27 protein-coding genes and 2 pseudogenes are annotated in these 24669 nt (G+C 72.0%); 19 read left to right on the top strand and 10 right to left on the bottom strand.

The genetic code is table 11. From position 1 onward, the window contains the following. Both IG54_RS0135700 and IG54_RS40990 read left to right on the top strand, forming a co-directional pair. Positions 1-323, top strand: a pseudogene (locus tag IG54_RS0135700) (RNA polymerase subunit sigma-24); the annotation flags it as partial. 109 nt (positions 324-432) lie between these two features. Continuing rightward, positions 433-1074 carry a PadR family transcriptional regulator gene (locus tag IG54_RS40990; RefSeq protein ID WP_078594920.1) on the top strand — a complete coding sequence of 214 codons (642 nt, stop codon included), beginning with the start codon at positions 433-435 and terminating at the stop codon, positions 1072-1074. Positions 1075-1163: 89 nt separating this feature from the next. Here the strand turns inward: IG54_RS40990 and IG54_RS0135690 are convergent, their stop codons facing one another. Next, the gene (locus IG54_RS0135690) at positions 1164-1592 is read right to left on the bottom strand and encodes an SRPBCC family protein (RefSeq protein ID WP_030794764.1); all 429 of its coding nucleotides are present in this window, start codon (positions 1590-1592) and stop codon (positions 1164-1166) included. A 455-nt stretch (positions 1593-2047) separates the two neighbouring features. Here IG54_RS0135690 and IG54_RS0135685 point away from each other — a divergent pair, with 455 nt between their 5' ends. Continuing rightward, positions 2048-2827, top strand: a complete 780-nt coding sequence (locus IG54_RS0135685; RefSeq protein ID WP_030794762.1) for a putative protein N(5)-glutamine methyltransferase — start codon at positions 2048-2050, stop codon at positions 2825-2827. A gap of 13 nt (positions 2828-2840) precedes the next feature. Here the strand turns inward: IG54_RS0135685 and IG54_RS40985 are convergent, their stop codons facing one another. After that, positions 2841-3029: a hypothetical protein gene (locus IG54_RS40985; RefSeq protein ID WP_030794760.1), complete on the bottom strand. Its 189-nt coding sequence runs from the start codon at positions 3027-3029 to the stop codon at positions 2841-2843. 195 nt (positions 3030-3224) lie between these two features. On the opposite strand from IG54_RS40985, the gene IG54_RS0135675 reads away from it, so the two are divergent. The 3 genes and pseudogenes from IG54_RS0135675 to IG54_RS0135665 all read left to right on the top strand — a co-directional run bounded on the left by IG54_RS0135675 (position 3225) and on the right by IG54_RS0135665 (position 6043). Further along, on the top strand, positions 3225-3800 hold the full coding sequence (locus tag IG54_RS0135675) for a Clp protease N-terminal domain-containing protein (protein ID WP_051820404.1): 576 nt from the start codon (positions 3225-3227) through the stop codon (positions 3798-3800). Positions 3801-3884: 84 nt separating this feature from the next. Beyond that, a pseudogene (locus IG54_RS0135670) lies at positions 3885-4901 on the top strand (EamA family transporter); the annotation flags it as partial. Between the two features lie 182 nt (positions 4902-5083). After that, entirely contained in the window at positions 5084-6043 is a 960-nt protein-coding gene (locus tag IG54_RS0135665; protein WP_030794754.1) for a DMT family transporter, read from the top strand. 34 nt (positions 6044-6077) lie between these two features. On the opposite strand, the gene IG54_RS0135660 is transcribed toward IG54_RS0135665, so the two are convergent. Next, on the bottom strand, positions 6078-6788 hold the full coding sequence (locus IG54_RS0135660) for a pyridoxamine 5'-phosphate oxidase family protein (protein WP_030794752.1): 711 nt from the start codon (positions 6786-6788) through the stop codon (positions 6078-6080). Positions 6789-6902: 114 nt separating this feature from the next. Here IG54_RS0135660 and IG54_RS0135655 point away from each other — a divergent pair, with 114 nt between their 5' ends. Then, entirely contained in the window at positions 6903-8234 is a 1332-nt protein-coding gene (locus IG54_RS0135655; protein ID WP_030794749.1) for an aminotransferase class I/II-fold pyridoxal phosphate-dependent enzyme, read from the top strand. 28 nt (positions 8235-8262) lie between these two features. Here the strand turns inward: IG54_RS0135655 and IG54_RS0135650 are convergent, their stop codons facing one another. Next, positions 8263-9306: a DMT family transporter gene (locus IG54_RS0135650; RefSeq protein WP_051820403.1), complete on the bottom strand. Its 1044-nt coding sequence runs from the start codon at positions 9304-9306 to the stop codon at positions 8263-8265. Positions 9307-9381: 75 nt separating this feature from the next. Here IG54_RS0135650 and IG54_RS0135640 point away from each other — a divergent pair, with 75 nt between their 5' ends. Further along, positions 9382-10293, top strand: coding sequence for a LysR family transcriptional regulator (locus IG54_RS0135640; protein ID WP_030794742.1), 912 nt, complete (start codon positions 9382-9384; stop codon positions 10291-10293). A gap of 67 nt (positions 10294-10360) precedes the next feature. Here the strand turns inward: IG54_RS0135640 and IG54_RS0135635 are convergent, their stop codons facing one another. Continuing rightward, complete coding sequence (locus IG54_RS0135635; protein ID WP_030794739.1) at positions 10361-10828, bottom strand: pyridoxamine 5'-phosphate oxidase family protein; 468 nt, start codon at positions 10826-10828, stop codon at positions 10361-10363. A gap of 173 nt (positions 10829-11001) precedes the next feature. Here IG54_RS0135635 and IG54_RS0135630 point away from each other — a divergent pair, with 173 nt between their 5' ends. Then, a complete protein-coding gene (locus tag IG54_RS0135630) occupies positions 11002-11631 on the top strand; it encodes a cysteine hydrolase (protein ID WP_030794736.1) in 630 nt (209 codons plus the stop codon). 173 nt (positions 11632-11804) lie between these two features. Here the strand turns inward: IG54_RS0135630 and IG54_RS0135625 are convergent, their stop codons facing one another. Further along, positions 11805-12257: a Rieske (2Fe-2S) protein gene (locus IG54_RS0135625; protein ID WP_030794733.1), complete on the bottom strand. Its 453-nt coding sequence runs from the start codon at positions 12255-12257 to the stop codon at positions 11805-11807. Positions 12258-12320: 63 nt separating this feature from the next. On the opposite strand from IG54_RS0135625, the gene IG54_RS0135620 reads away from it, so the two are divergent. From IG54_RS0135620 to ung, 6 genes are all read left to right on the top strand, one after another. Next, the gene (locus tag IG54_RS0135620; protein ID WP_030794730.1) at positions 12321-13112 is read left to right on the top strand and encodes a HipA family kinase; all 792 of its coding nucleotides are present in this window, start codon (positions 12321-12323) and stop codon (positions 13110-13112) included. Further along, positions 13109-13492 carry a DUF3037 domain-containing protein gene (locus IG54_RS0135615; RefSeq protein WP_030794726.1) on the top strand — a complete coding sequence of 128 codons (384 nt, stop codon included), beginning with the start codon at positions 13109-13111 and terminating at the stop codon, positions 13490-13492. Before IG54_RS0135620 ends, IG54_RS0135615 begins: the two co-directional genes overlap by 4 nt. A gap of 136 nt (positions 13493-13628) precedes the next feature. Next, positions 13629-14390, top strand: coding sequence for a 3-oxoacyl-ACP reductase FabG (fabG, locus tag IG54_RS0135610; protein WP_030794723.1), 762 nt, complete (start codon positions 13629-13631; stop codon positions 14388-14390). 17 nt (positions 14391-14407) lie between these two features. Continuing rightward, positions 14408-15163 (top strand): SDR family oxidoreductase, encoded by a 756-nt coding sequence (locus IG54_RS0135605; protein WP_030794720.1) that lies wholly within the window; start codon positions 14408-14410, stop codon positions 15161-15163. A 173-nt stretch (positions 15164-15336) separates the two neighbouring features. Next, a complete protein-coding gene (locus IG54_RS0135600) occupies positions 15337-16920 on the top strand; it encodes an ABC transporter substrate-binding protein (RefSeq protein ID WP_030794718.1) in 1584 nt (527 codons plus the stop codon). Between the two features lie 102 nt (positions 16921-17022). Next, on the top strand, positions 17023-17706 hold the full coding sequence (ung, locus tag IG54_RS0135595; RefSeq protein WP_030794716.1) for a uracil-DNA glycosylase: 684 nt from the start codon (positions 17023-17025) through the stop codon (positions 17704-17706). 39 nt (positions 17707-17745) lie between these two features. On the opposite strand, the gene IG54_RS0135590 is transcribed toward ung, so the two are convergent. Beyond that, positions 17746-18225, bottom strand: a complete 480-nt coding sequence (locus tag IG54_RS0135590) for a DUF3224 domain-containing protein (protein WP_051820406.1) — start codon at positions 18223-18225, stop codon at positions 17746-17748. Between the two features lie 125 nt (positions 18226-18350). Between IG54_RS0135590 and IG54_RS0135585 the strand changes: the two genes are divergently transcribed. Both IG54_RS0135585 and IG54_RS0135580 read left to right on the top strand, forming a co-directional pair. Continuing rightward, the gene (locus tag IG54_RS0135585) at positions 18351-19313 is read left to right on the top strand and encodes a helix-turn-helix transcriptional regulator (protein WP_030794711.1); all 963 of its coding nucleotides are present in this window, start codon (positions 18351-18353) and stop codon (positions 19311-19313) included. Between the two features lie 98 nt (positions 19314-19411). Next, positions 19412-19900, top strand: a complete 489-nt coding sequence (locus IG54_RS0135580; RefSeq protein WP_030794708.1) for a tetratricopeptide repeat protein — start codon at positions 19412-19414, stop codon at positions 19898-19900. 235 nt (positions 19901-20135) lie between these two features. Here the strand turns inward: IG54_RS0135580 and IG54_RS40980 are convergent, their stop codons facing one another. Together IG54_RS40980 and IG54_RS0135575 are read right to left on the bottom strand one after the other, a co-directional pair. After that, positions 20136-20609 (bottom strand): hypothetical protein, encoded by a 474-nt coding sequence (locus IG54_RS40980; protein WP_078594922.1) that lies wholly within the window; start codon positions 20607-20609, stop codon positions 20136-20138. A gap of 156 nt (positions 20610-20765) precedes the next feature. Next, the gene (locus IG54_RS0135575) at positions 20766-21359 is read right to left on the bottom strand and encodes a TetR/AcrR family transcriptional regulator (protein ID WP_030794706.1); all 594 of its coding nucleotides are present in this window, start codon (positions 21357-21359) and stop codon (positions 20766-20768) included. A gap of 137 nt (positions 21360-21496) precedes the next feature. Between IG54_RS0135575 and IG54_RS0135570 the strand changes: the two genes are divergently transcribed. Continuing rightward, complete coding sequence (locus tag IG54_RS0135570) at positions 21497-22741, top strand: FAD-dependent monooxygenase (RefSeq protein WP_030794703.1); 1245 nt, start codon at positions 21497-21499, stop codon at positions 22739-22741. Positions 22742-22768: 27 nt separating this feature from the next. After that, positions 22769-23677, top strand: a complete 909-nt coding sequence (locus IG54_RS42710; protein WP_030794700.1) for a Gfo/Idh/MocA family protein — start codon at positions 22769-22771, stop codon at positions 23675-23677. Here IG54_RS42710 and lnt read toward each other — a convergent pair. Then, positions 23598-24669: apolipoprotein N-acyltransferase (gene lnt, locus IG54_RS0135560; protein ID WP_199809639.1), on the bottom strand; the 1072-nt coding region annotated here is incomplete at its 5' end. The genes IG54_RS42710 and lnt overlap by 80 nt on opposite strands.

The raw sequence follows: 24669 nt of genomic DNA, 5'->3' as shown, positions 1-24669 counted from the left end.
TGCAGGAGCTTGTGGAGGTCATGGCGCCGGACGTGGTCCTGATCGCCGATGGTGGCGGGCTTGCGGCCGCCGCTCTGGCTCCGATCCACGGGGTCGAGCGCGTGGCGCAGGTGCTCGCGCGCACGAACCGGGTGGAAGCGGCCCCGCTCGCGACGACGGCCGTGTGGCTCAACGGGGCACCTGCGGGCCGGATCGAGATCGACGGCGAGCTGGCCACAGCGGTGAGTCTCGTGGTGGAGAACGGGCAGATCACCCGGGTCTACTTGGTGAGAAACCCGCGGAAGCTGACGAGACTGGACGAACCGGTTGAACTTGCCAGGTAAGGCAACTGGCTGGGGTCCCTCCTCTTGTCAGGCGAACTGTTCCGATATATCGTTGACGCATCGCGATAGATGCGCGATTGATCGATGACTGACACAAGGAGTGGTCGCTATGCGTTCCCACGGTTTTGAACACGAGCACGGAGGTGGCCGTCGCGGCGGCCGTCAGGGTCGGGAAGGCCTCGGTGGATTCGAGGGGCGGCGCGGCGCGTTCGGCCCGTTCGGTCCCGGCTTCGGAGGCCCCGGCTTCGGGGGCCCCGGTGGGCCCGGTGGCCCCTGGGGCGGTCGCGGCGGGCGGGGCGGTCCGCGGGGCAGGGCGCGGCGCGGTGACGTACGCGCGTCGATCCTGGCCCTGCTCAAGGACCGCCCCATGCACGGCTACGAGATGATCCAGGAGATCGCCGAGCGCAGCGGCGGGGCGTGGAAGCCCAGCCCCGGCTCGGTGTACCCGACCCTCCAGCTCCTGGAGGACGAGGGGCTGATCAGCAGCGCCAGTGAGGGCGGCAAGAAGCTCTTCTCGCTCACCGACGCCGGTCGTGAAGCGGCCACTGAAGGGCCCGAAGCCCCTTGGGAAGAGGCCGGGCGCGGGGTCGACTGGGAGACGTTGAACGAGATCCGGCAGGCCGGCTTCGGTCTGATGGAGGCGTTCGGCCAGGTCTGGAAGACCGGCAGCAAGGAGCAGCGCGAGAAGGCGGTCTCCGTCATCAACGACGCCCGCAAGAAGCTGTATCTGATCCTCGCCGATGAGGACTGAGGCGGCCGGGGGCGAGGGCCCCCGCCACGAATGAGGCGCCCCGCACGCACAGTGCGGGGCGCCTCATTCGTGTGCGGGAGTCGCGCGCTTCAGGACACCAGGGCGGCCAGCTTGCGCAGTGACTCGTTGAGGGCTGCCGTCGCCGAGTCCTTCAGCTTGCCCGCCATCAGGGAGACGGCCGCGCCGGTGAACTCCCCATCGATACGGACCAGCGTGCCGGTGCCGTCGGGAGTCACGGTGTAGCGGGTCGCCACGTGGACGCCCATCGGGCCCTTTCCCGCGATGGCCAGGGTGCGGGCGTGGACGAGTTCTTCGACGGTCCAGTCGACCTCGGCGGGGAAGCCCATCAGCTTCATGTTCTCCAGGAAGGTGCCGCCGGTCTCCAGGGTCGCCGGGGCACCCTTGGGGAAGCTGGTGTGGGTGGCGTTCCACTCGCCGTACGAGGAGAGGTCGGTGAGCTGGGCCCAGACCTTCTCCGCGGGTGCCTCCATCCGTGCCTCCGCGCTGACTTCGGCCATGCGGCCACCCCTTCTCGTCGGGCGCTGCGGCAGCCGCAGCTACGGTGCCGCGGAACGTAGCCGCAGGGTCCCGAACATTCAATACTGATGAACCGTCAGCTCTGCTGGATGAACCGTCAGGCCTGGTGAGCGGCCGGACCATGCCACCGTCGACGGGAGGTGGGGTACTGTTCTCCTGCCCTGTGACGGACGCAGGCGACACGCCTTGGAGGTGAGACCCATTACCGCAGTAGCAGGTCGGGTGCTTCCTCCTCGCGACCGCGCGGTTCGCCCGGCATAGGTGATCCGAGGGAGCCCCATCGGGATCCCGGAAGGTTTTTCTTATGTCGGTTTCGTCTTTCTCCGCTTCGCAGTCGCTCTCCGCTTCGCAGTCGCTCTCCGCTTCGCAGTCGCTCTCCGCTTCGCAGTCTTTCTCCTCTTCTCAGTCCTCCCCTACGCAGTCCTCCCCTGGGTGCCTGTCGCCCGCGGACCCCGCCGCCGTGGTCACGGCGCTGCGCGCCGCCGGGTGCGTCTTCGCGGAGGACGAGGCGGAGTTGATCCTCTCCGCCGCGCGCAACCCCGCCGAGGTCCGCTCCATGGTGGAGCGCCGGGCGAATGGGCTGCCCCTCGAACACGTCGTCGGCTGGGCCGAGTTCAGCGGGCTTCGGATCGCCGTCGACCCGGGGGTCTTCGTGCCGCGCCGCCGGACCGAATTCCTCGTCCACCAGGCCGCCGCGCTCGCCGGGCGCGAGGCCGTCGTCGTCGACCTGTGCTGCGGGTCCGGTGCCCTCGGCGCCGCGCTCGCCGCAGGCCTCGACCGGGTCGAACTGCACGCCGCCGACATCGACCCCGCCGCGGTCCGCTGCGCCCGCCGCAATCTCGTCGCCGCCGGGGGCGAGGTCTATGAAGGTGACCTCTACGACCCGCTGCCCCGCACCCTCAGGGGCCGCGTCGGTGTCCTCCTCGCCAACGTCCCCTACGTCCCCACCGGCGAGGTCGGCCTGCTGCCCGCCGAGGCCCGCGTCCACGAGGCGCGGGTGGCGCTCGACGGTGGCAGCGACGGGCTCGACGTACTGCGCCGGGTGACCGCGCAGGCCCCGCGGTGGCTGGCGGCCGACGGCCATCTGCTGTTCGAGACGAGCGAGGCGCAGGTGCCCGCCGCCGTCACCGCCGTCGAGCGGGCCGGACTGGTGGCGCGGGTCGTGGAGGACGAGGAGCTGTACGCCACCGTCGTCATCGGCACGCGACGGGCGTGAGGGCGGGCCCCGGTCAGCCGACCCGTCGTATCACCGCCGCGTCGAAGAGATCGGAGGCCCTGGGGAACGGGCTCTCGTCGTGACAGTGCCAGGCGTCCCAGAACAGGTCGGCGGGCAGGGCGTCGTCGGGTGCGTACACCCGGTACACGTACTGCCTTCCGTCGACCGCCGGCAGGGCGACCATCCAGAACCTGCTCTCCATGCAAGTGAGACGCCCGAGACCGTGCTGTGGTTGCCCTCCGGACCCGGAGGCAAGGCGGCGCGCGCCGCCGGGGCGGTCCGGGCGGATCTCATCCGTAAGGAGGACAACCACCGCAGGCATGCCCAACCTGTGTCGGACGGGAAGATGCTTCCCGCCGCCGATGCATATGCCACCGGGGGTTGATGGGGTGGGAGTGTGCAAAGCCGTACCTCGCCGGGCGCCGAGCCCGACCCCATCCGAGCAGAACTCGACTCCCGACTCAGTGCCGAGCTGGCATCGGTCGTGGCCGGCGCGCGCCGCCGGGCCGTGCGGGACGGCGACCGGCAGATCGACACCGCTCATCTGCTGCACTCCCTCCTGGAGACCGACCCCGAGGTCCGCGCCGTCTTCGAGAACGGCGCGCAGGTGGTGCGCCTCCTTGGCTACCTCGTACAGCGCAGCATCGGGTACGGCCTCCAGTGGCAGGGCACCGTCGAGGACTCCGGGGCCGTGCCGGTGGTGACGTCCCACAAGGAGACGGGCTGGTCGCCCGCGGCCGTCTCGGCGATGGACGTGGCACTGGAGCGTACCGAGGTGCGCGGCGACCCGCGGGCCCTCGGCATGGACCTGCTCGCCGGTCTCACCGCCGACCCGGAGTGCCGGGCGGTCGAGGTCCTGGCGCGGGCCGGTGTCGACGTCGAGGTGCTGCTGCGCCGCGTGGAGGCCGGCTGCCGGCAGTACGTCTCCGGAGGCCACCGTTTCGCGGGCGGGCACGGCTCGGCGGGCGTATGACGTCCGCCGATTGAGACAGGCGTCAAGTGGGGTGACGGTCATGACGCGGCCTGCCATGATGTGCCGGTGCACGCGTCTCAGGGGATTCAGGAAGGCCGGGAAGGCCGGGGAGGCCAGGCGGGCCGGGGAAGCCAGGAGCACCGGGGCCGAGGCCTCGGGCTGGGGCTCGCCCTGCTGTCGGCGGTCGCCTTCGGCGGCTCCGGCGTCGCGGCGAAACCGCTGATCGAAGCGGGCCTCGACCCCCTGCACGTGGTGTGGCTCAGGGTGGCGGGCGCCGCGCTGGTGATGCTGCCCGTGGCCTGGCGGCACCGCAGTCTGCCGCGGAGCAGGCCGGCGCTCCTCGCCGGTTTCGGCCTCCTCGCCGTGGCGGGCGTCCAGGCCTGCTACTTCGCCGCGCTCTCCCGCATCCCCGTCGGCGTCGCGCTCCTCGTCGAGTACCTCGCTCCCGCGCTGGTCCTCGGCTGGGTGCGCTTCGTGCAGCGGCGGTCGGTGACGCGTGCGGCCGCGCTCGGCGTGGTGCTCGCCGTCGGCGGGCTCGCCTGCGTCGTCGAGGTCTGGGCCGGCCTGAGCTTCGACGCCGTCGGCCTCCTGCTCGCCCTCGGCGCGGCCTGCTGCCAGGTCGGCTACTTCGTCCTGTCCGACCAGGGCAGCGACGCGGGCGCCGACGCGCCCCACCCCCTCGGTGTCATCGCGTACGGCCTGCTCGTCGGCACCGCCGTGCTGACCGTCGTCGCGCGCCCGTGGGGCATGGACTGGTCGGTGCTCGCGGGCGGGGCGGACCTGAACGGCTCGACCGTGCCCGCCTGGATCCTGCTCGGCTGGATCGTGCTGGTCGCCACGGTCGTCGCGTACGTCACCGGGGTGCTGTCGGTACGCAGGCTCTCGCCCCCGGTCGCCGGTGTCGTGGCCTGCCTTGAGGCCGTCATCGCGACCGCCCTGGCCTGGGTGATCCTCGGCGAGCACCTCTCCGCGCCGCAGATCATCGGGGGCGCGGTCGTCCTCGCGGGCGCGTTCATCGCCCAGTCCTCCGCGCCCGCCGAGCGGGCCGTGAAGGCCGGTGCCCCGGGTTCCGAAACGGAGTTGTCGGAGGGCGGCAACGCGGAGCGTTGTCAACCGACGACAACGCCGCAGATCGGCGTGCCAGACCCCGCGGCCCGCGGCATGATCCGCCGGACAGGCCCTAGGGCGGGGCGCTCTCGGATCACGCCCGGGCCGGTGGCCGGGCGGAACGGTGCTGCCCGCAGACGGAGTCAGAACATCCCTCTCTGCTGCGGAGAACTCACGTGTCGAATGCCGTACTCGGCCTGCCCGTCGGGCGAGGCCTCTTCTATTTGATCGTCGCCGGAATCGCCTGGGGTACCGCGGGCGCCGCCGCCGCGCTGGTCTTCCAGGCCAGCGACATGGGGCCGGTCGGCCTCTCCTTCTGGCGGTGCGCGGGCGGGTTCGTACTGCTGCTCGCCGCGCGCCTGGTGCGGCCGCGCCGGTCGAAGCCTGCTCACAGCGTCCGCCGGATCCGGCGGATCGTCGTGACGGGCGTGGCCCTCTCGGTGTTCCAGACCGCCTACTTCGCCTCCGTCGAGGCGACCGGCCTCGCGGTGGGCACCGTCGTCACCATGGGTGCCGGGCCCGTCCTCATCGCCCTCGGGGCGCGGCTCACGCTCGGGGAGCAGCTCGGGCGCGGCGGGGTCGTCGCCGTCGTGGGCGCCCTGGCCGGACTCATGGTGCTCGTCCTCGGTGGCGGTGGAGGCGACGGTGGCGGGGGCGCCACCGTACGGCCGACCGGCGTCCTCTGGGGACTCGTCTCCGCCGCCGCGTACGCCGCGATGACGCTGCTCACCCGGCGGTGGGGACGGGACGGCGGCGCCGACTCGGCCGACACGGTCTGGTCGTTCGCCGTCGTCGCGCTCTGCCTGCTGCCGCTCGCCGCTGCGGAGGGACTGGTGCCGCACACCGTCGAACCCGCGCGCGTGGGCGTCTACCTGCTCTACATAGCGGCCGTGCCGACCGCCGTCGCGTACACCCTGTACTTCGCCGGGGCGGCCGTCGTGCGGTCCGCGACCGTCTCCGTGATCACGCTCCTGGAGCCGGTCAGCGCCGCCGTCATCGCGGTCGCCCTGCTCGGCGAGGCACTCACCGTGGCGACGGTCGCGGGCACGGTACTCATGCTGGCCGCGGTGACGGGACTCGCCGTCGCGGAGGCGCGGGGCGTGGTGGCGGCGCGCAGGGAGGCGGCGCCGGTGTAGTCGGCGTGGTGAGTGCCCCCGTACTGGTATCGGTTCAGCGCTCGACGAGGTAGTCGGGCACCTCGATGCCGGGCGCGAGGTCGGGGGAGGGGATCAGGGCGTCGTATCCCTTGCGCAGGGGGACCACGCCCGACCAGTAGGGGAGGTCCATGTCCTCCGGCTCGTCGTTCGGGGCGCCGGTGCGCGCCTTCGCCGACACCTCGTTGAGGTCGAGGCGGAGCACGGCGGTCGCGGCCAGCTCCTTGGCGTTGGCGGGACGCGAGTCGGTGGAACGGCCCGGCACGACGTGGTCGACGAGCGCGTCCAGGGCGGTCCGCTTCTCCTCGGGGTCCGTGACCTGGCGGGCGATGCCGTGGATCATCACCGAGCGGTAGTTGAGCGAGTGGTGGAAGGCGGAGCGGGCCAGGACGAGGCCGTCGACGTGGGTGACGGTCAGGCACACCTGGAGACCCGGGTCCTCCTGCCCCTCCTGGGGGGTGCCCGCCATGCGCAGGGGCCGGGAGCCCGTGGAGCCGTGCACATACAGGCGTTCACCCACGCGGCCGTAGAGCGTCGGCAGCACCACAGGGAAGCCGTCCCGTAGGAAACCGAGATGGCAGACGTAGGCCTCGTCGAGTATCGCGTGCACGGACTCGCGGTCGTACGAAGCGCGCTCCCGCGCGCGGGTGGGAACCGTGCGGTCGGTCGGTGCGTAGGCGGCGCTGCCCGGTGAAGCGGTGTCGGTGGTGGTCGGCGTCGTCTGCATGGCCTCTCCCTGTCCTTGCTGTGCATATGCCGTCGCTGTGCACGTGCCTGTAGAGGTGCATTCGTCGTCGCTGTACATTTGGCGACGAGATTGCACTAGTGCATACTGTGCTTTGTGCTAGGAGAGTATCGGATCGAAGGTAGCCGCGCAGCCGATATCGCGGCCAGCGTGGAGCGCGCGGTGGGGGACGGGGGCCTGGAGCCGGGTCAACTCCTTCCTCCAATGCGGGAGTTGGCGGCTCGCCTGGGCGTGAATCCCAATACGGTGGCGGCCGCCTATCGCACGCTGCGCGAGCGCGGGGTGATCGAGACGGCGGGGCGGCGCGGCAGCCGCGTACGGCCGAAGCCCGCCACGACCGCCCGCGAGCTGATCCGCGCGGACGCGCCGCCCGGAGTGCGGAACGTCTCCGAGGGCAACCCGGATCCCCGTCTACTGCCCCCGCTGGCCGGGGCGTTCGCGGCGGCCGCGGCCCAGGGCGACGAGGCGCCGGTCCTCTACGGAGAAGTGGCCGTGGACCCGGAACTCGAACGCCACGCGCGCGTGGCGTTCGACGCGGACGGGGTGCCGGACGGACCCGTCGCCGTCAGCTCCGGTTCGCTCGACGCCATCGAGAGAGTGCTCGCCGCGCATCTCAAGCCCGGCGACGCGGTGGCCGTCGAGGACCCGGGGTGGGGCAGCCTGCTCGACCTCGTCTCCGCTCTCGGGCTGCGCGCGGTCCCGGTGGGCCTGGACGACGAGGGGCCGCTGCCCGCCGATGTGGAGCGCGCCCTGTCGGGCGGTGCCCGCGCGGTCATCGTGACGGACCGCGCGCAGAACCCCACGGGGGCGGCTATCAGTGCTCCACGCGCGCGTGCTCTGCGAAAAGTGCTCGCGGCGCACCAGGAGGTGCTGCTCATCGAGGACGATCACGGCCACGGCTTCGTCGACGTGCCGCTGCACCCGCTCGCCGGGGCGACCCGCAATTGGGCGCTGGTGCGTTCGACCGCCAAGGCGTACGGCCCCGACCTGCGCCTCGCCGTCCTCACGGGCGACCCCGTCACCGTCGACCGGGTCCAAGGGCGGCAGCGGCTCGGTCCCGGCTGGGTGAGCCGGGTGCTCCAGCGTGCCGTGGTGCGGCTCTGGGCCGACGGCGCGGTCGATCCGGCTGCCGTGGCGGCGTCCTACGGGCGACGGCGCGACGCGCTGATCGCGGCGCTCGCCGAGCGGGGGGTGCCGGCGCACGGGCGCAGTGGCATGAACGTATGGGTGCCCGTTCCGGACGAGACCGGGGCGGTGGCGCGGCTGCTGCACGCCGGGTGGGCGGTCGCTCCGGGGGCGCGGTTCCGGCTGAGCGCGCGGCCCGGGGTGCGCATCACCGTGGCGGCGCTCGCCGACGAGGACATCGTGCCGGTGGCGGACGCGGTCGCCTCGGCCGTCGGGCCCGCCCCGGCGCGGCGCTACGGGTGACGGGGCGGGCCGTAGGTGTGGGGAGGGGCTACGGGCGGCCGGATGCCGCGGGCGGGGCCGCCGGCACGCGCGGCCGGGACTGTGCGAGGGCCGCGCCCGCCAGGACGATGACCGCGCCGACCGGCGTCGACCAGCTCAGGGACTCACCGAGCACGGCGACACCCGCGGCCGTGGCGATGACAGGGACGAAATACGTGACCATCTGGGCGGTGGTCGGACCCACGTCGGAGACCAGGGAGTACTGGAGAAGGAACGCGAGCCCCGTACCGAGGGCGCCGAGCGCCACGATCGCCAGCAGCGGCACGACCGGGAAGCTGTCGGGGAACGAGGTGAACAGCGGGGTCACCACGGCCAGTTCGGCGGTCGCGAGCAGCAGTTGCGCTCCGGTCAGCGAGAGGTTCGAGTGCCCGGAACCGGCCAGGGTGCGACGGACGTAGATCCAGCCGACCGGGTAGCTGAGTGAGGCGAGCAGCGCCATCGCCGTGCCCGTGAAGTCCAGGCCGCTGAAGCCCTGCCAGGCGCCGAGGACAGTGAGGACACCCAGGAATCCGATGCCGAGGCCCGCGACGCGGCGCCTGGTCGGGCGGTCCTCCGAGAGGGCGACGAGGGAGAGGGCCATGCCCCACAGAGGCGAGGTCGCGTTGCAGATCCCGGCGAGCGTGGAGGGGATCGTCAGCTCCGCGTACGCGAACAGGGAGAACGGCAGGGCGTTGAGCAGGAGCGCCGCCACCGTCAGGTGCAGCCAGGTACGCGTCCCGCGCGGCAGCCGTTCCCGCTTCACCACGAGTACGGCGGCGACCACCAGCGTGCCGAACACCAGCCGCCCCAGAGTGACTTGGAAGGGGGCGTACGCGTCCGTGCCCACCTTGATCAGCAGAAAGCTGAAGCCCCAGATCAGTGAGAGGACGCCGAAGCGGACGCGCCAGCCGAGGGCGGGGCGGCCGGGAGCGTTGATCGTGGGGGGCGCGCCCGAGGGTGTGACCGCGGGGGCGGCGGCGGTGAGTGTGGCCGAAGGGGCGGCCGCGGCGGAGGGTGCCGGTGTGGATGTCGTGGGGGAGGGCGAGGTGCTCATGCGTCCCACGATGGGCCTCGATGATCTCTTAGCACAAGCGAGTTTTGATGGGCTGTACCGCGTAGCATCGCTTACATGTTGAACTTGGAGCGCCTGCGTACGCTCGACGCCCTCGCCCGGCACGGCTCGGTCAGCGGAGCCGCCGCGGGCCTGCACGTCACGACATCGGCGGTCTCGCAGCAGATGGCGAAACTGGAGCGGGAGGTGGGCCAGCAACTGCTCGCCAAGAACGGCAGGGGCGTGCGCCTGACCGACGCGGGGCGGCTGCTCGCCGAGCACGCCGCGCGGATCCTCTCGCAGGTCGAGCTGGCCCAGGCCGACCTTGAGGAGCAGCGCGGGAAGGCCGTCGGTGAACTGCGCCTCTCCGCCTTCCCCACCGCCATGCGCGGCCTGCTGCCCGCCACGCTCTCCGCACTCCGCGCGGACCACCCGGGGCTGCGGGTCGGCTGCCACGAGCTGGAGCCCACGCCCGCGGTGGCGGCCGTGGTGCGCGGCGACATCGATGTGGCGGTCGTCCTCGACTGGTACAACAAGCCGCTGCCGATCCCGGACGGCCTGGCCAAAGCGCCCCTGCTCGACGACCCCGCCGATGTCGCGATGCCCGCCGCGCATCCGCTCGCCGACCGCGCCGAAGTGGACCTGGGGGACTTCGCGGACGACGAGTGGATCACCTGGGCGGAGGGCGAGTTCTGCCACGAGTGGCTGATGTTCACCCTGCGCGGCAAGGGCATCGAGCCGCGCGTCGCCCACCGTGCCGAGGAGCACCACACCCAGCTCGCGCTGGTCGCGGCGGGCCTCGGTGTCTGCGTGGCCCCGCGGTTGGGGCGGGACCCGATGCCCGCCGGGGTGCGTACGGTCCCGGTGCGGCAGCGGGTGCGGCGCCATGTGTACGTGGTGTGGCGCGCGGACGCGGACCGGCGGCCGTCGATCAGGGCGGCGGTGGAGGCGCTGCGGGTGGCCGGGGCGGGGCTTCGCGGACACGCCTAGGGGGCGAGTCCCACATCCCGTGGGTGGAAGCCGAGGGTGGCGGTGAGAGGCGGTGAGAGCTGGCTGACTACAGCCCCGCGAGCTTGCGGAAGTCCCACGAGGCGATCGCGTCCGGCGTCAGCCGGATCCACGCGTGGCGCCCGTCATGCGGCATCTCGTCCAGGCCGAACAGCTTGCGGGCGAACAGGCGCTCGGGAACGTCGAGTTCAGGGCACGGCTCGCCCGTACGCGGAGACTCCCCGACGAACTCGACGGTGCCCGACAGCTCGACGCCGCGCAGCTCTCCGTACTCCTCGCCCGTGTCCACCACCACCGCGATCCGCCGATCCCGGCGCAGATCGGCCCAGCGCTTGCTACGGGTGATCGAGTACAGCCACAGCGAGGTGCCGTCCCAGGCGAACCAGAGCGTGCTGACGTGCGGGGCGCCGTCGGCCGAGACCGTCGCCACCCGGCAGGTGCGCTCAGCGGCGAGGAACGCGTCCAGCTCCTCCGGCGTCATCATGATCCTTCGGCCCCGGCGCTGTGTGACGGCCATACGTCCTCCCCAGTGGCACGCGGCTGACTGTGCGTCAGGAAAGGATGGAGGCTCTTCCCTCGTGACGCAATGGCCGTTAGCCTCCCGCGGATTCCGGGCGCCGGCCGTGCGTGGGGCGCCGACCGCGCGCCGCCGGGGGCCGGATGTCCGGCACGTCCGCGACAGGGAGAGCCATGCCGTCGTACGAACAGCTCAGGGAGCTACTCGACCCCGCCACCACGGCCCTGCTGACCGTCGAGTGCCAGCAGGGGGTGGTGGGAACCGAGAGCGCACTGCCAGAACTCGCCGCGGAGGCACGGTCGTCCGGTGCCCTCGCCAACGTCGCGCGGCTGGTGTCCGCGGCCCACCGCAGCGGCGTCCAGGTCCTGCACGCCGTCGCCGAACGGCGGCCCGACGGCCGCGGGGCCAGCCACAACGCCCGGCTCTTCCGCGCCGCCGAACGGCTGCCCGTGCAGCAGCTGTCGGGCACCCGGGCCGTGCGGATCGCGCCGCCGGTCGAAGTAGCCGAGGAGGACTTCGTCGTACGGCGTCTGCACGGCCTGTCACCCCTCGCGGGGACCGACGTCGACGCCCTGCTGCGCAACATCGGCTGCCGCACGCTCCTGGTCACCGGGGTGTCGGCCAACGTCGCGATACCCAACGCCGTGTTCGACGCGGTGAACCTCGGCTACACCGCGGTCGTACCCGCCGACGCCATCGCGGGGGTGCCCGCCGACTACACCCCCGCGATGGTCCGCAACACCCTCGCCCTGGTCGCCACCATCACCCGCACCGAAGACGTACTCGGCGTCTGGAAGCCCTAGGGCGTGTCCGCCAAGTCCCGTCTGCGTCGCGACGCCCGGCACGCACTCTCGCCGCGTCGGCCGAAAGCCCGAGTACGCCCAGTACGAGGGCATCCGGCCGGCACGCCGAGAGCACGCACCGGACGCCGCGACGCCCGCCCTGCGGGCGAACGACGCGACTTCGCGGACACGCCCTAGGCGAGCTTGATCGAGTCACCGTCCACGGAGATCTTGGCCGCGGGCAGCGGGCCGGGTGCGGGGGCCTGTTTGACGCTGCCGTCGCTGATGTCGAACTTGCTTCCGTGGCACGTGCAGTTGATGGTGCCTCCCTCGACACTCGTCACCGGACACTTCTTGTGGGTGCACAGATTCGAGAACGCCTTGAACTCGCCCTTGGCGGGCTGGGTGACCACCACGCCCTCGTTCTTGAAGATCTTGCCGCCGCCCACGGGGATGTCCGACGTCCTGGCCAGCACGGTCCCGGCGCCCCCGCCGCCGTCTTCGGGAGCCTGCGCGCCCGCCGGTTCGGAAGCGTCCTTGTCATCGCTGCCGCACGCGGCCAGGGCGGCGGCCACCCCCGCGGCGCCCAACGTGGCCACGACGGTGCGGCGGCGGGGCCCGGAGACGGTTTCTTCAGTAGTCGTCATGCCCTGGGGTACGGGCACCCGGGCCGCCGCGTTCACCGGAACGAGGACTTATAACCTGGGCCCATGCTCACCGAAGTCACCGCGGTCCGATACGTCACCCCCTTGCGGGAGGGCGGATCCCTGCCCGGCGTCGTGGAGGCCGCCGACAGCGACGGCGCGAACGCCACGTACGTCATGAAGTTCACCGGCGCCGGCCAGGGCCGCAAGACACTCGTGGCCGAGGTGATCTGCGGGGAGTTGGCGCGGCGCCTCGGGCTGCGGATGCCCCGGCTGGTCCAGATCCTGCTCGACCCGGTGATCGGCCTCGGCGAGCCCGACCAGCAGGTGCAGGAACTCCTGAAGTCGAGCGGCGGCCTCAACCTCGGCATGGACTTCCTCTCGGGCGCGCTCGGCTTCGACCCCCTCGCGTACGGCGTGGACCCGGCCGAGGCGGGGCGCGTCGTCTGGTTCGACGCCCTGATCAACAACGTGGACCGGTCCTGGCGCAATCCGAACCTGCTCCTGTGGCAGGGGGACCTGTGGCTCATCGACCACGGGGCGAGCATGATCTGGCACCACAACTGGCGCACCGCCGAGACCGCGGCCGCGAAGCCGTACGACGCCTCGGACCACGTCCTCGCCCCCTTCGGGCCCGATGTGGCGTCCGCCGCCGCGGAACTCGCCCCGCTCGTCACCGAGGAACTGCTCACCGAGGTCACCGCACAGGTGCCCGACGCGTGGCTCGTCGACGAGCCCGGCTTCAAGGACCCGGACGACGTACGCCGCGCCTACGTGGCGGCGCTGCTGCCGCGTGCCAAGACCATTCACGACCGGATCGCCCTCGGCGAGCCGCGGCCGAAGGGTGCCACCCAGTGATCGAGCGGGACGTCTTCGAGTACGCGCTGGTGCGCGTGGTGCCGCGCGTGGAGCGCGGCGAGCAGTTCAACGCGGGCGTCGTGGTCTACTGCCGCGCCAAGAGCTTCGTGGCCGCCCGCACGCACCTCGACGAGAACAAGCTGCTCGCGCTCGACCCGGCGGCCGACGTCGACGGCGTCAAGGCCGCGCTCGGCGCCGTCGAGCGGATCTGCGAGGGCGGCGAAGCCGCGGGCCAGGCCGAGCGCGACGACGCCGGACGGCGCTTTCGCTGGCTCATCGCGCCCCGCTCCACGGTCGTCCAGCCGGGGCCGGTGCACACCGGTCTCACGGCGGACCCCGAGGCCGAGGTGAACCGTCTTCTCGACCTGTTGGTGAGGTAACGCGTCACAGCTGCCCTGCGGGCCGTTGACACCCGGTGCCTGGGCTTCTAGCGTCTCGTCCAGCTGAAGGTACTAAGCGGTCGCTCATCTGTTGGGCGTATCGTGGAGCCGCATCCCAAGGGCGAGGAGAACCAGCATGTCCACCACTGAGCAGCGCGTCGCGGTCGTGACCGGAGGGGCGCGGGGCATCGGCGCGGCGACGGCCGTCCGGCTCGCCGCCGAGGGCCGCGCCGTCGCCGTCATCGACCTCGACGAGGCCGCCTGCAAGGACACCGTCGCGCAGATCACCGCGGCCGGTGGCAAGGCGCTCGCCGTCGGCTGCGACGTGTCCGACGAGGCACAGGTCGAGGCGGCGATCGCTCGCATCGCCGAGGAGCTGGGCGCACCGACGATCCTCGTCAACAACGCAGGAGTCCTGCGCGACAACCTCCTCTTCAAGATGAGCGCGAGCGACTGGGACACGGTCATGGACGTGCACCTGCGCGGCGCGTTCCTGATGTCCCGCGCCGTCCAGAAGCACATGGTGGACGCCAAGTTCGGCCGGATCGTGAACCTCTCCTCGTCCTCCGCCCTCGGCAACCGCGGACAGATCAACTACTCCGCCGCCAAGGCCGGGCTCCAGGGCCTCACCAAGACCCTGGCCAAGGAGCTGGGCAAGTTCGGCGTCACCGCCAACTCCGTCGCCCCCGGCTTCATCGTCACCGAGATGACCAAGGCCACGGCCGACCGCGTCGGCATGGACTTCGAGGAGTTCCAGGCGGCGGCCGCCACCCAGATCCCGGTGCAGCGCGTCGGCCGCCCCGAGGACATCGCCAACGCCATCGCCTTCTTCACGGGCGACGCCGCGGGCTTTGTCTCGGGGCAGGTCATGTACGTCGCCGGCGGCCCCCTCAACTGACCGGGAAGGCGCAGACCATGACTGGACAGGACAGCGGGAAGGCCGCGCTCGTCACGGGCGCGAGCCGCGGCATCGGCTACGGCATCGCCGAGGCGCTGGTCGCCCGGGGCGACCGCGTCTGCATCACCGGACGCAACGAGGACGCCCTCAAGGAGGCCGTCGAGAAGCTCGGCTCCAACCGGGTCATCGGCGTCGCGGGCAAGGCCCACGACGTGACCCACCAGGCAGTCGTCGTCGAGCGCATGATGGAGGCGTTCGGCCGCGTCGACTTCCTGATCAACAACGCCGGTACGAACCCGGTCTTCGGCCCGATGGCCGAGCTGGACCTGGACGTGGCACGCAAGGTGTACGAGACCAACGTCATCTCGGCGCTCGGCTTCGCCCAGCAGACCTGGAAGGCCTGGCAGAGCGAGAACGGCGGCGCGATCGTGAACATCGCCTCCGTCGCCGGCGTCTCCGCCTCGCCCTTCATCGGGGCGTACGGGATGAGCAAGGCCGCCATGGTCAACCTCAGCCTCCAGCTGGCGCACGAGTTCGCGCCGAAGGTGCGCGTGAACTCCATCGCGCCCGCCGTCGTCAAGACCAAGTTCGCCCAGGCGCTCTACGAGGGCCGCGAGGCCGAGGCAGCCGCCTCCTACCCGCTCGGCAGGCTCGGCGTGCCCGAGGACATCGGCGGCGCGGCCGCCTTCCTCACCTCCAGCCAGTCCGACTGGATCACCGGGCAGACACTTGTGGTCGATGGCGGCATCTTCCTCAACGCGGGCGTCGGCTGACGTAGGACGTACAACCGTCGGGTACGCGGTCAAAAGAGACGTACACGCTCATCAAGTGCCCCGTCGGCGCCAGCAGTTGGCACGGCGGGGTGCTGCGATATTGTCTGCCGATCCCATGGCATGGCCGATCGAGGAGCGTGCGCGTGTTCAGTGAAGTTCCCCCCGCGAAGCGTATGAGGGGTCGGCGCCAGCTCGCGGCGCTCGCGTCCATGTCCCTGCTCGCGGGCTGCGGGGTGCTGTCCTCCGAAGGACCGGGCGAGGAACAGGGGATAACCGTCGGCACGATGAGCGCGCCCAGCACCCTGGATCCGGCCAAGGCCTGGGACAGCTCCTGGGAGCTGTACAGGAACGTCTTCCAGACGCTGCTCAGCTTCCCCTCGGGGGCCACCGAGCCCGAGCCGGACGCCGCGAGGTCCTGCGAGTTCACGGACGCCACCAGCACGGTCTTCAGCTGTGAGCTGCGCGAGGGGCTGAAGTTCTCCGATGGTGACGTGCTGGACGCGGCCGCGGTCAAGTACTCCTTCGACCGGATGCGGACGCTGGAGGCCAAGGGCGTGGTGAAGGGCGGGCCGATGGGGCTGCTCGGCTCGCTCGACACGGTCCGCACCAAGGGCGAGCGGACTGTGGTCTTCAAGCTCAAGAAGGCGGACGCCACCTTCCCGTTCGTACTCGCGACGCCCGCCATGTCGATCGTCAACCCCAAGGACTATCCGGCGGACAAGCTCCGCGAGGGCAACGAGATCACCGGTTCGGGGCCGTACGCCCTGGAGGCGTACACACCCAACCAGAAGGCCGAGCTGGTCAAGAACAGTCACTACCAGGGCGCGGCCGACGTCAAGAACGACGCCGTCACCATCCGCTACTTCAAGAAGTCGTCGGAGATGGTCGACGCCCTCAAGGACAAGCAGATCGACGTGACCTTCCGCGGCCTCGACTCCGAGGACATCGTCGCCATGCAGGGCAAGGGCCGGCGCGAGCAGGGCATCGAACTGGTCGAGGGGGCGGGCACCGAGATCCGCTACCTGGTGTTCAACACCAAGGACCCCTGGGCGCGGAAGCTGCCGGTCCGGCGAGCCTTCGCGCAGATCATCGACCGCGGCGCCATCGCCCACAAGATCTACAAGGACACCGTCGAGCCGCTGTACTCGATGGTGCCGCGCGGCCTGACGGGCCACGCCACCGGCTTCTTCGACGACTACGGCAACCCCAGCACGGCCAAGGCCAAGAAGATCCTGACCGACGCCGGCATCAACGAGCCCGTGCCGCTCACCCTCTGGCACACCAGCGATCGCTACGGCTCGGCCACCGCCCTGGAGTTCGCCGAACTCAAGCGGCAGCTGGAGGCGTCCGGCCTCTTCAAGATCACGATCAGGAGCCGGCCGTGGACCGAGTTCCAGGAGGGCTACAGCAACGGCCAGTACCCGGTCTTCGGACGTGGCTGGTTCCCCGACTTCCCCGACGCGGACAACTTCATCGCGCCGTTCGTCGGCCCGAAGAACGTCCTCAACACGCCTTACGTGTCCAAGGAGATCACCGACCAGCTGCTGCCGCGCCAGCGCAAGGAGACCGACCGGGGCGCGGTGATCGACGACTTCGAGCGGGCCCAGGAGATCCTGGTCGACGACGTCAGGCTGCTGCCGCTCTGGCAGGGCAAGCAGTACATCATGGCCAGCGAGGAGATCGCGGGCGGCGAGCGGGCCCTGGACCCCTCGGCGATCATGATGATGTGGGAGTTGCAGCGCAAGACCAGCTGGTAGCGGGGCGACCGGGCCAGGCGGGGCCAGGCGGGCGCGGGGCCGATTGTCAGAGGCCGCCGGTAGGTTCTTCCCAGAAGTGATCGCACACCGGAGGTTGTTGACGTGACCGACATCGCCATGCTGCCCGCGTCCTGGCGCGGAGTCCTCGGCGAGGAGCTACAGAAGCCCTACTTCAAGGAGCTGACCGAGTTCGTCGAGCAGGAGCGGGCGAGGGGTCCCGTCTATCCTCCGCGCGAGGAGGTCTTCGCCGCCCTCGACGCGACGCCGTACGACCGGGTGAAGGTCCTGGTCCTCGGCCAGGACCCCTACCACGGCGAGGGCCAGGGCCACGGACTGTGCTTCTCCGTGCGCCCCGGAGTGAAGACCCCGCCCTCGCTGCGGAACATCTACAAGGAGATGCGGGAGGAGCTGGGCCACCCCGTGCCGGACAACGGCTATTTGATGCCGTGGGCCGAGCAGGGCGTCCTGCTGCTGAACGCGGTGCTCACCGTCCGCGCCGGTGAGGCCAACTCCCACAAGGGCAAGGGCTGGGAGAAGTTCACGGACGCGGTGATCCGCGCGGTGGCCGACCGCCCCGACCCCGCCGTCTTCGTGCTCTGGGGGAACTACGCCCAGAAGAAGCTCCCGCTCATCGACGAGGAGCGGCACGTCGTGGTGAAGGGCGCCCACCCCTCGCCGCTCTCCGCGAAGAGGTTCTTCGGCTCGCGTCCCTTCACGCAGATCAACGAAGCGGTGGCGGCGCAGGGGCACGAGCCGATCGACTGGCGGATCCCGGACCTCGGCTGAGCAGGTCGGTGAGGCGCGACCGAGCGACCTCGCGACCGCTCAGTCGCGGATCGCGTAGTCGAACGTGTACGGGGTGGACTTCTCCCCGTGCCGCGCGGCGAAGGTGCCGGTCCCGGTGAGCCCCGCCAGCTCACCGGTGCCCGAGCCGGGCAGGACGGTGAAGGCGCACTCGATGCTGTCGCCGACGAACGAACCGTGCTGCTCGATGACGAACGACCCCTTGCGGCCGTCGAGCGTGCCCTCGATGAACTCGTAGCCCACGTATCCGCCGGTCGTCTCGCTGGTGTACGCGATGGTGTACTCGCACGAGGTGCCCGCGGCCTCGATGGCGCCGCTGAAGTCGTTGGCGACGGCGGCGTGGGCGATGCGGGGGCCGCCCTCCGCGCCCGCGACGGGCTGCTCGTCCCAGGCGGCGAAGGTGAAGCTTCCGGTGGCGGCGGTGGTCTCGGTGGTAGTCGCGGTGGCTGTCGCCGTCTCGGCGCTGGTCGCGGTGGCGGTCGTGGGTGTGGTCGTCGTCATGGTCACGTGAGTGGTCCTCCTGGAAGTGCCGGCCGCCGAGCGGCTGGACGGGGTTTTCGCCGTCGGGAGGACTCTGCCGCGGGTACCTGACATCTTCTGTCAGGTACCGGGCAGACTTGGGGCCCATGCGCGCCGACCGGCTTCTCGCCCTCCTTCTGCTGCTCCAGAACCGCGGGCGCATGACGGCGCCCGAACTCGCCGGGGAGCTGGAGGTCTCGGTCAGGACCGTCTACCGGGACGTCGAGGCGCTCGCCGCCTCCGGAGTGCCCGTGTACGCGGAGCGGGGCCCGGCGGGCGGCTTCCGGCTCGTCGACGGTTACCGCACCCGGCTGACGGGCCTCACCGACGACGAGGCCGACTCCCTCGCCCTGGCCGGGATGCCCGGGGCCGCGGCCGACCTCGGTCTCGGCGCGGAACTGGCCACCGCCCAGCTGAAGTTGAGTGCGGCACTGCCCACAGGCCTCGGGGAGCGTTCCCGGCGCATCCAGGAGCGCTTCCACCTCGACGCGGCGGCGTGGTTCCGCACCGCCGAGCCCGCGCCGCAGCTGGCGGTGGTCGCCGAAGCCGTGTGGCGCCAGCGGATGCTGCGGGCGCGCTACCGGCGCTGGAGCGGCGAAGTCCAGCGGGACCTGCATCCTTTGGGGCTCGTCCTCAAGGCGGGCAACTGGTACCTGGTGGCGGCCGCTGACGGCGATGTACGTACGTATCGGGTCTCGCGGTTCCTGGCGGTGACGGTGGCGGAGGAGGCGGGCAGGCGCCCCGCCGGGTTCGATCTGGCGGCGTACTGGGAAGAGGCGTCGCGCGGGCTCGAGGCTCGGATCCTGCGGGGGACCGCGCGGCTGAGGGTGACCCGGACGGGGCTCCGGCTGCTGCCCGCGATGTTCGGCGCGGCGGGGGAGCGGGCCGTGGAGCGGGCGGGCGCGGCCGACGCGGACGGCTGGGCCGAGACCGAGCTGGAAGTGGAGTCGCTGCCGGTGGCCGTGGGCGACATGCTCAGGCTCGGCCTGGAGGCCGAGGTGCTCGCGCCGCCCGAACTGCGCGCCGCAGTGGCCAGGAGCGTCACCGGGCTGGCCCAGCGGTACGCGTGAGCGCCGCCATCGCTGAACGTGCCTGACCGCGATTGTCAGTGGTGGCCGCTAGCGTCGTGAGGGATGGGGGCGATGGCCGTACGACCATGGAGGACCCGGTGGCGGAGCAGCAGGAGCAGACGGCGGAGGACGCCATGATGACGCGGATCGGGCAGGCGGTCATGCTGCATCACGGCGGCGACCGCGAGGAGGCGCAGGGCCGCTTCCTGGGTCTGTGGGGGGAGATCGGCGAGGACGGCGACGCGCTGCACAGATGCACGCTCGCGCACTACATGGCGGACACTCAGGAGGACCCCTCGGCCGAACTGGCGTGGGACCTGCGGGCGTTGTCGGCGGCGGACGAACTGACGGACGAGCGTCTGAACGCACACCACCAGTCGCTGGCGGTGCGCGGCTTCTACCCCTCCCTGCACCTCAACCTTGCGGCGGACTACATGAAACTGGGCCGCCCCGAAGCGGCCCGCAGCCATCTGCGCCGGGCGCGCGGCGCGGTGGGCGCGCTGGAGGACGACGGGTACGGCAACGGCATCAAGGCGGCCATCGCGAGACTGGAGCGGGAGGTGGGGGAGGGGAGCGAGGAGGAGTGAGGAGGAGTGAGGAGGAGGGGGAGAAGAGAAGAGGGGGGAGGTAGGGAGAGAGGGAGGGGAGGGGTCGGGGGTGGGTTCGGGGATGGGGTCGCTCAGCGGCGGACACGGGGGTGTCGCCGCTGAGCCCAGGGCCTCCGAGGAAATCCGGGCCTAGCCGGAGGCTCCGGGCCTATCCGAGGGGCCGAACCCCGCCCGTCCGCCGCCGGTAACTCGCCCGGACGCCCGTCGCGACGCCTCAGCGCCCGTACGTTTTCCGACAGATGACCGACTGGGAGCTGCCCGGTTGCCACCCTCCGTAGGCCTCGCCGAGCGCGCACACGTCGGCGACGGGCGGCCTGAAGGACGGTGCGGGCCGGGTGGCTCCGGCGTCGGGCCGTGTCGCCGGGGGCCTGCGCTCCGGCACCGGCACCGGCGGCGGTGGCTTCCGCTGCTCGGAGCGGGGTGGCGGGACGGGGGCGCGGCTCTCGGCGGCGGGGATTCGGGGGGTGGGGCGGCGGGGCGGGTCCACGCGCTGTAACACCTCCCGCGCCGGGGGCTCCTCGATCTGCGGCCGGCTTCGCCCGTCCGTGCGGGGTGGGGTCGGCGACGGGGTGGTCACGGCAGGCCCGGGCCCGGCCGGCCGATCGACGCCCACGCAACCGGAGGCGGTGACCGAGACGGCCAGGGAGAGGAGGAGGGCGGTGGTGGCGGAGGAGGTCGGTCGAGGCATCCGCACAACTCTCGGGGTTCCAGCGGCGGTTGGGGCCGGGACGAGGCGGGATTGCCCCACACGGGTGACGGGGTGGTTCGCGTGCGGTGCGCCAGGCCCTTGGGGGGAGCGGGCCCGTTCAGGCAATCCGATCAGGCTGCCCGTTGACGCTTTCGATCAGGCGGGGAGCATCCCGCGCAGGAGTTCGCCCACCGCTACGCGCAGATCCTCCTCGGTCGGTGTCGTGGCGTGGTACGAGCCCGCCACGCACGAGAACATCAGGCCGTCGCACCAGGCCACCAGGGAGAGCGTGTGGCGCTCGGGGGCGGGGGAGCCCGCCGCCCGAAGGACGGCCGTGAGCGGCTCCCTGAACTGGGCGCCCGCGGCGTCGTAGTACGTACGCAGTTCCGGTCTGCGAGTCGCTTCGAGGGCCAACTCGTAGCGGGAGACGAGGAGGCTGCGGTGTTCGCCGGTCAGGAAGCGGTGCAGGGCCAGCGCCAGGCCCGCGGCGAGGTGGTCCCGGCCGGCCGCCGGGTCGGGCAGCCCGGCGGGGACGAGTACGTCCGCCTCCCGCTGTGCCTGCCGTCGTACCGCCGCCTCCAGGAGTGCGAGGCGGGTGCGTGCGTGGTTGGAGGTCGAGCCCTGCGGCAGCCCCGCCGCCTCGTCGACGGCCCGGTGCGTGAGGCCGCGCATGCCCCGCTCGGCGAGCAGGGCCAGAGCGGTGTCGGCGATCAGTTCGGTGCGGGGCGCCCCCGCGCTGCGTACGGACATGACGGGAACCCTACCCCGTTCACTACAGCTGTAGTACGGTCTCCCCATCGGCCACTACAGCTGTAGTGACGAGTTGGGTGACATGAAGTGGATGCCACGTACGCGGCCACCGCGTACGGCATCACGGAGGAGGAGCCATGAACGAGCAGCCCCGCGCAGTCGTCATCGGCGCTGGCATCGGCGGTCTCACCACGGCCATCGGTCTGCACGAGTCCGGTTGGAGCGTCACCGTTCTGGAACGCGCCGCGTCCCTGGAGCCCGTGGGCGCCGGCATCGGACTCGCCCCCAACGCCCAGCGCGCCCTGGACGTCCTCAACCTCGGGGAACGCGTCCGCGCCCTGGCCTCCTGGCAGGGCCAGGGCGGCATGCGTACCCCGAACGGCCGCTGGCTGGTGCGTACGAGCGCGGCCGAGGCCGAGAAGACGTACGGCGGCACGCTCGTGACGCTGCACCGCGCGACCCTCGTCGACCTGCTGGTCGCGGCGCTGCCCGACGACACCCTGCGGACCGGCACGAGCGCCCGCCTCGCCGATCCCGGCGCCCCCGACCGCCGGGCCGTCGTCGCCACCGACGACGGGGACATCGAGGCGGACTTCGTCGTCGGCGCGGACGGCATCGACTCCGCCGTGCGAGCGGCCCTCTTCCCGGCCCACCCAGGGCCCGCGTACGCCGGATTCACCGCGTGGCGTTTCGTCATCCCCGCGCCCGAGAAGCCCTTCACACCGCACGAGACCTGGGGCCGCGGCGGCGTCTGGGGCACGCATCCGCTCAAGGACGGCCGGGTGTACGCGTACGCCACGGCCCGGCTCCCCGAAGGCGGCAGCGCGCCCGATGACGAGAAAGCCGAGCTGCTGCGCCGCTTCGCCGACTGGCACGACCCGATCCCCGGCCTGATCGCCGCCGTCAGGCCCGAGGCCATCCTGCGCAACGACGTCCGCTACCTCGCTACGCCGCTCGCCGCCTTCCACCGGGGCCGCGTCGCCCTCGTCGGCGACGCCGCGCACGCCATGACGCCGAGCCTCGGCCAGGGCGGCAACCAAGCCATCGAGGACGGTGTCGTGCTGGCCCACCACGCGGCGCCCGGCGGCGACCTCGCGGCGGGCCTCGCCGCCTACAGCGCGGCGCGGATCCCCCGCACCACGGAGATCGTCCGGCGTGCCGCGCGAGCCTCCCGCGTCACCCACCTCACGAGCCGTCCCCTCATCGCCGTGCGCGACACCATGGCCGCGACGGCCTCGCGGCTCGGGCCGAACCTCATCATGCGCGGCTTCGCCTCCATCGCCGACTGGAGCCCGCCGCAGGCCCCGTATGCTGCGGGAACGGCGACCGGGGCCGCCGCGCGCACTGCGCGGGCGCCGGGTCACGAGCCAGCACAGCGGTAGGCGAGCAGTGGACGTAGGGAGACAGTGGTGAAGATCGGCTGCATCGGACTCGGGGACATCGCCCAAAAGGCGTATCTGCCGGTTCTCACCACCCAGGCGGGCGTCGAGCTGCACCTCCAGACGCGCACGCCCGCCACGCTCGCGCGGGTCGCGGGCGTCCACCACATCCCCGCCGCCCACTGCCACACCGACCTGGACGCGCTGCTCGCGCAGGGCCTGGACGCCGCGTTCGTGCACGCGCCGACCGCCGTGCACCCGGAGATCGTCACCCGGCTCATCGAGGCGGGTGTGCCGACGTACGTCGACAAGCCCCTCGCGTACGAACTCGCCGAATCCGAGCGCCTCGTGCAGCTCGCCGAGGACCGCGGGGTCAGCCTCGCCGTCGGCTTCAACCGCCGCTACGCCCCCGGGTACGCCCAGTGCGCCGACCACCCGCGCGAGCTGATTCTGATGCAGAAGAACCGTGTCGGGCTGCCGGAGGACCCGCGCACGCTCGTGCTCGACGACTTCATCCACGTCGTGGACACACTGCGCTTCCTGGCGCCGGGGCCGATCGACCACGTCGGGGTGCGCGCCCGGGTCGTCGAGGGGCTCATGGAACACGTCGTGCTGCAACTGGCGGGTGACGGCTTCACCGCGCTCGGCGTGATGAACCGGCTGAGCGGGTCCACCGAGGAGATCCTGGAGGTCTCCGGGCAGGACACCAAGCGGCAGGTGGTCAACCTCGCCGACGTCATCGACCACAAGGGCCAGCCCAGTGTGCGGCGGCGCGGCGACTGGGTGCCGGTGGCCCGGCAGCGCGGCATCGAACAGGTCGTCCTTGCCTTCCTCGACGCCGTACGCGCGGGCAAGGTGCTCAGCGCCCGGGACGCACTGGCGACCCATGAACTGTGCGAGCGCGTGGTCCGCGCCGCTCAGGGACAGGGCGCCGCCTGAGGGCTCGCGCGCCCTCGGCCGCGCAGAGCGCCCCGAGCACCACGAGCGCACCGTGCACGGGCCAGTCGCCCCACCTGACGTACGCGGTGGTGCCCTTGCCCAGCGGCACGTCGTACACCGCGGCGGCGCTCGCGGAGGTGCCGAGCGGGCTGCCGACGCGTGAGCCGTCCGGGGCGTGGACCGCGGAGACGCCGGTGAGGGTGGCGTGCACCATCGGTCGGCCGGTCTCGGCGGCGCGGACCGCGGCGAGCGAGGCGTGCTGCTCGGGGGCCCAGCTGGTCTGGAACGACGAGGTGGCGGACTGGGCGAGCAGCAACTGTGCGCCGTCCCGGGTCAGTTGACGGCTCATGTCGGGGAACGCCGACTCGAAGCAGACCAGCGGCCCGACCCGCAGGCCGTGCCCCGCGTCCATCACCACCTGGCGGTCGCCGCGCCTGCGGTCCTCGCCCGCCGCCTTGCCGACGGAGGTGGCCCAGCCGAGCAGGGACCGCGCCGGTATGTACTCGCCGAAGGGCACAAGACGCATCTTGTCGTAGCGGTCGCCGGTCGGGCCGTCCTGGCCCACGAGTACGGAACTCTTGAATATGCCGGGCCGGTCGGAGCGGCGGGCGTCCACGTTCACCAGGATGTCCGCGCCGATCTCGCGGGAGAGCGCGGTGATGCGGCGCGCCACGTCGGGCCGGTCGGCCAGGTCGTAACCGACGCTGCTCTCGCCCCACACGACCAGGTCGAGGTCCCGCCCCGCGAGCGAGCGGGTCAGCGCTTCCTCGCGGTCCAGCCGCTTCCCGGCGCCGTCGATGACACCGGGCTGCACGACGGCCACCCGAACGTGCCCCGCGGCTTCGGGCCGGGGCGCCCAGGCCCAGGCCGCGAGGGCGCCGACGGCGACGGCGAGGAGCCCCGCCAGGGCGGGGGCGGCGGGGCCTTTGTGCAGGGGGGTTGGTGCGGGTGCGGGGGGTGTGGGGTGGTGTGCAGTCGGGCCGAGTGTAGGG

This window comes from Streptomyces sp. NRRL S-920, assembly GCF_000717945.1.
Lineage (GTDB): Bacteria > Actinomycetota > Actinomycetes > Streptomycetales > Streptomycetaceae > Streptomyces > Streptomyces alboniger.
The sequence above is the reverse complement of the archived record's forward strand: the minus strand, read 5'-3'. Positions and strand labels throughout refer to the sequence as shown.

Excerpts from the sequence above, each read along its gene's own strand:
- fabG (WP_030794723.1), top strand. The coding sequence starts at position 13,629 with ATGTCCACCACTGAGCAGCGCGTCGCGGTCGTGACCGGAGGGGCGCGG.
- IG54_RS0135640 (WP_030794742.1), top strand. The coding sequence starts at position 9,382 with ATGTTGAACTTGGAGCGCCTGCGTACGCTCGACGCCCTCGCCCGGCAC.
- IG54_RS0135630 (WP_030794736.1), top strand. The coding sequence starts at position 11,002 with ATGCCGTCGTACGAACAGCTCAGGGAGCTACTCGACCCCGCCACCACG.
- IG54_RS0135625 (WP_030794733.1), bottom strand. The coding sequence starts at position 12,257 with ATGACGACTACTGAAGAAACCGTCTCCGGGCCCCGCCGCCGCACCGTC.
- IG54_RS0135590 (WP_051820406.1), bottom strand. The coding sequence starts at position 18,225 with ATGACGACGACCACACCCACGACCGCCACCGCGACCAGCGCCGAGACG.
- IG54_RS0135575 (WP_030794706.1), bottom strand. The coding sequence starts at position 21,359 with ATGTCCGTACGCAGCGCGGGGGCGCCCCGCACCGAACTGATCGCCGAC.
- IG54_RS0135690 (WP_030794764.1), bottom strand. The coding sequence starts at position 1,592 with ATGGCCGAAGTCAGCGCGGAGGCACGGATGGAGGCACCCGCGGAGAAG.
- IG54_RS40990 (WP_078594920.1), top strand. The coding sequence starts at position 433 with ATGCGTTCCCACGGTTTTGAACACGAGCACGGAGGTGGCCGTCGCGGC.
- IG54_RS40980 (WP_078594922.1), bottom strand. The coding sequence starts at position 20,609 with ATGCCTCGACCGACCTCCTCCGCCACCACCGCCCTCCTCCTCTCCCTG.
- IG54_RS0135620 (WP_030794730.1), top strand. The coding sequence starts at position 12,321 with ATGCTCACCGAAGTCACCGCGGTCCGATACGTCACCCCCTTGCGGGAG.
- IG54_RS0135635 (WP_030794739.1), bottom strand. The coding sequence starts at position 10,828 with ATGGCCGTCACACAGCGCCGGGGCCGAAGGATCATGATGACGCCGGAG.
- IG54_RS0135605 (WP_030794720.1), top strand. The coding sequence starts at position 14,408 with ATGACTGGACAGGACAGCGGGAAGGCCGCGCTCGTCACGGGCGCGAGC.
- IG54_RS0135585 (WP_030794711.1), top strand. The coding sequence starts at position 18,351 with ATGCGCGCCGACCGGCTTCTCGCCCTCCTTCTGCTGCTCCAGAACCGC.
- IG54_RS40985 (WP_030794760.1), bottom strand. The coding sequence starts at position 3,029 with ATGGAGAGCAGGTTCTGGATGGTCGCCCTGCCGGCGGTCGACGGAAGG.
- IG54_RS0135600 (WP_030794718.1), top strand. The coding sequence starts at position 15,337 with ATGAGGGGTCGGCGCCAGCTCGCGGCGCTCGCGTCCATGTCCCTGCTC.
- IG54_RS0135650 (WP_051820403.1), bottom strand. The coding sequence starts at position 9,306 with ATGAGCACCTCGCCCTCCCCCACGACATCCACACCGGCACCCTCCGCC.
- IG54_RS0135660 (WP_030794752.1), bottom strand. The coding sequence starts at position 6,788 with ATGCAGACGACGCCGACCACCACCGACACCGCTTCACCGGGCAGCGCC.
- IG54_RS0135570 (WP_030794703.1), top strand. The coding sequence starts at position 21,497 with ATGAACGAGCAGCCCCGCGCAGTCGTCATCGGCGCTGGCATCGGCGGT.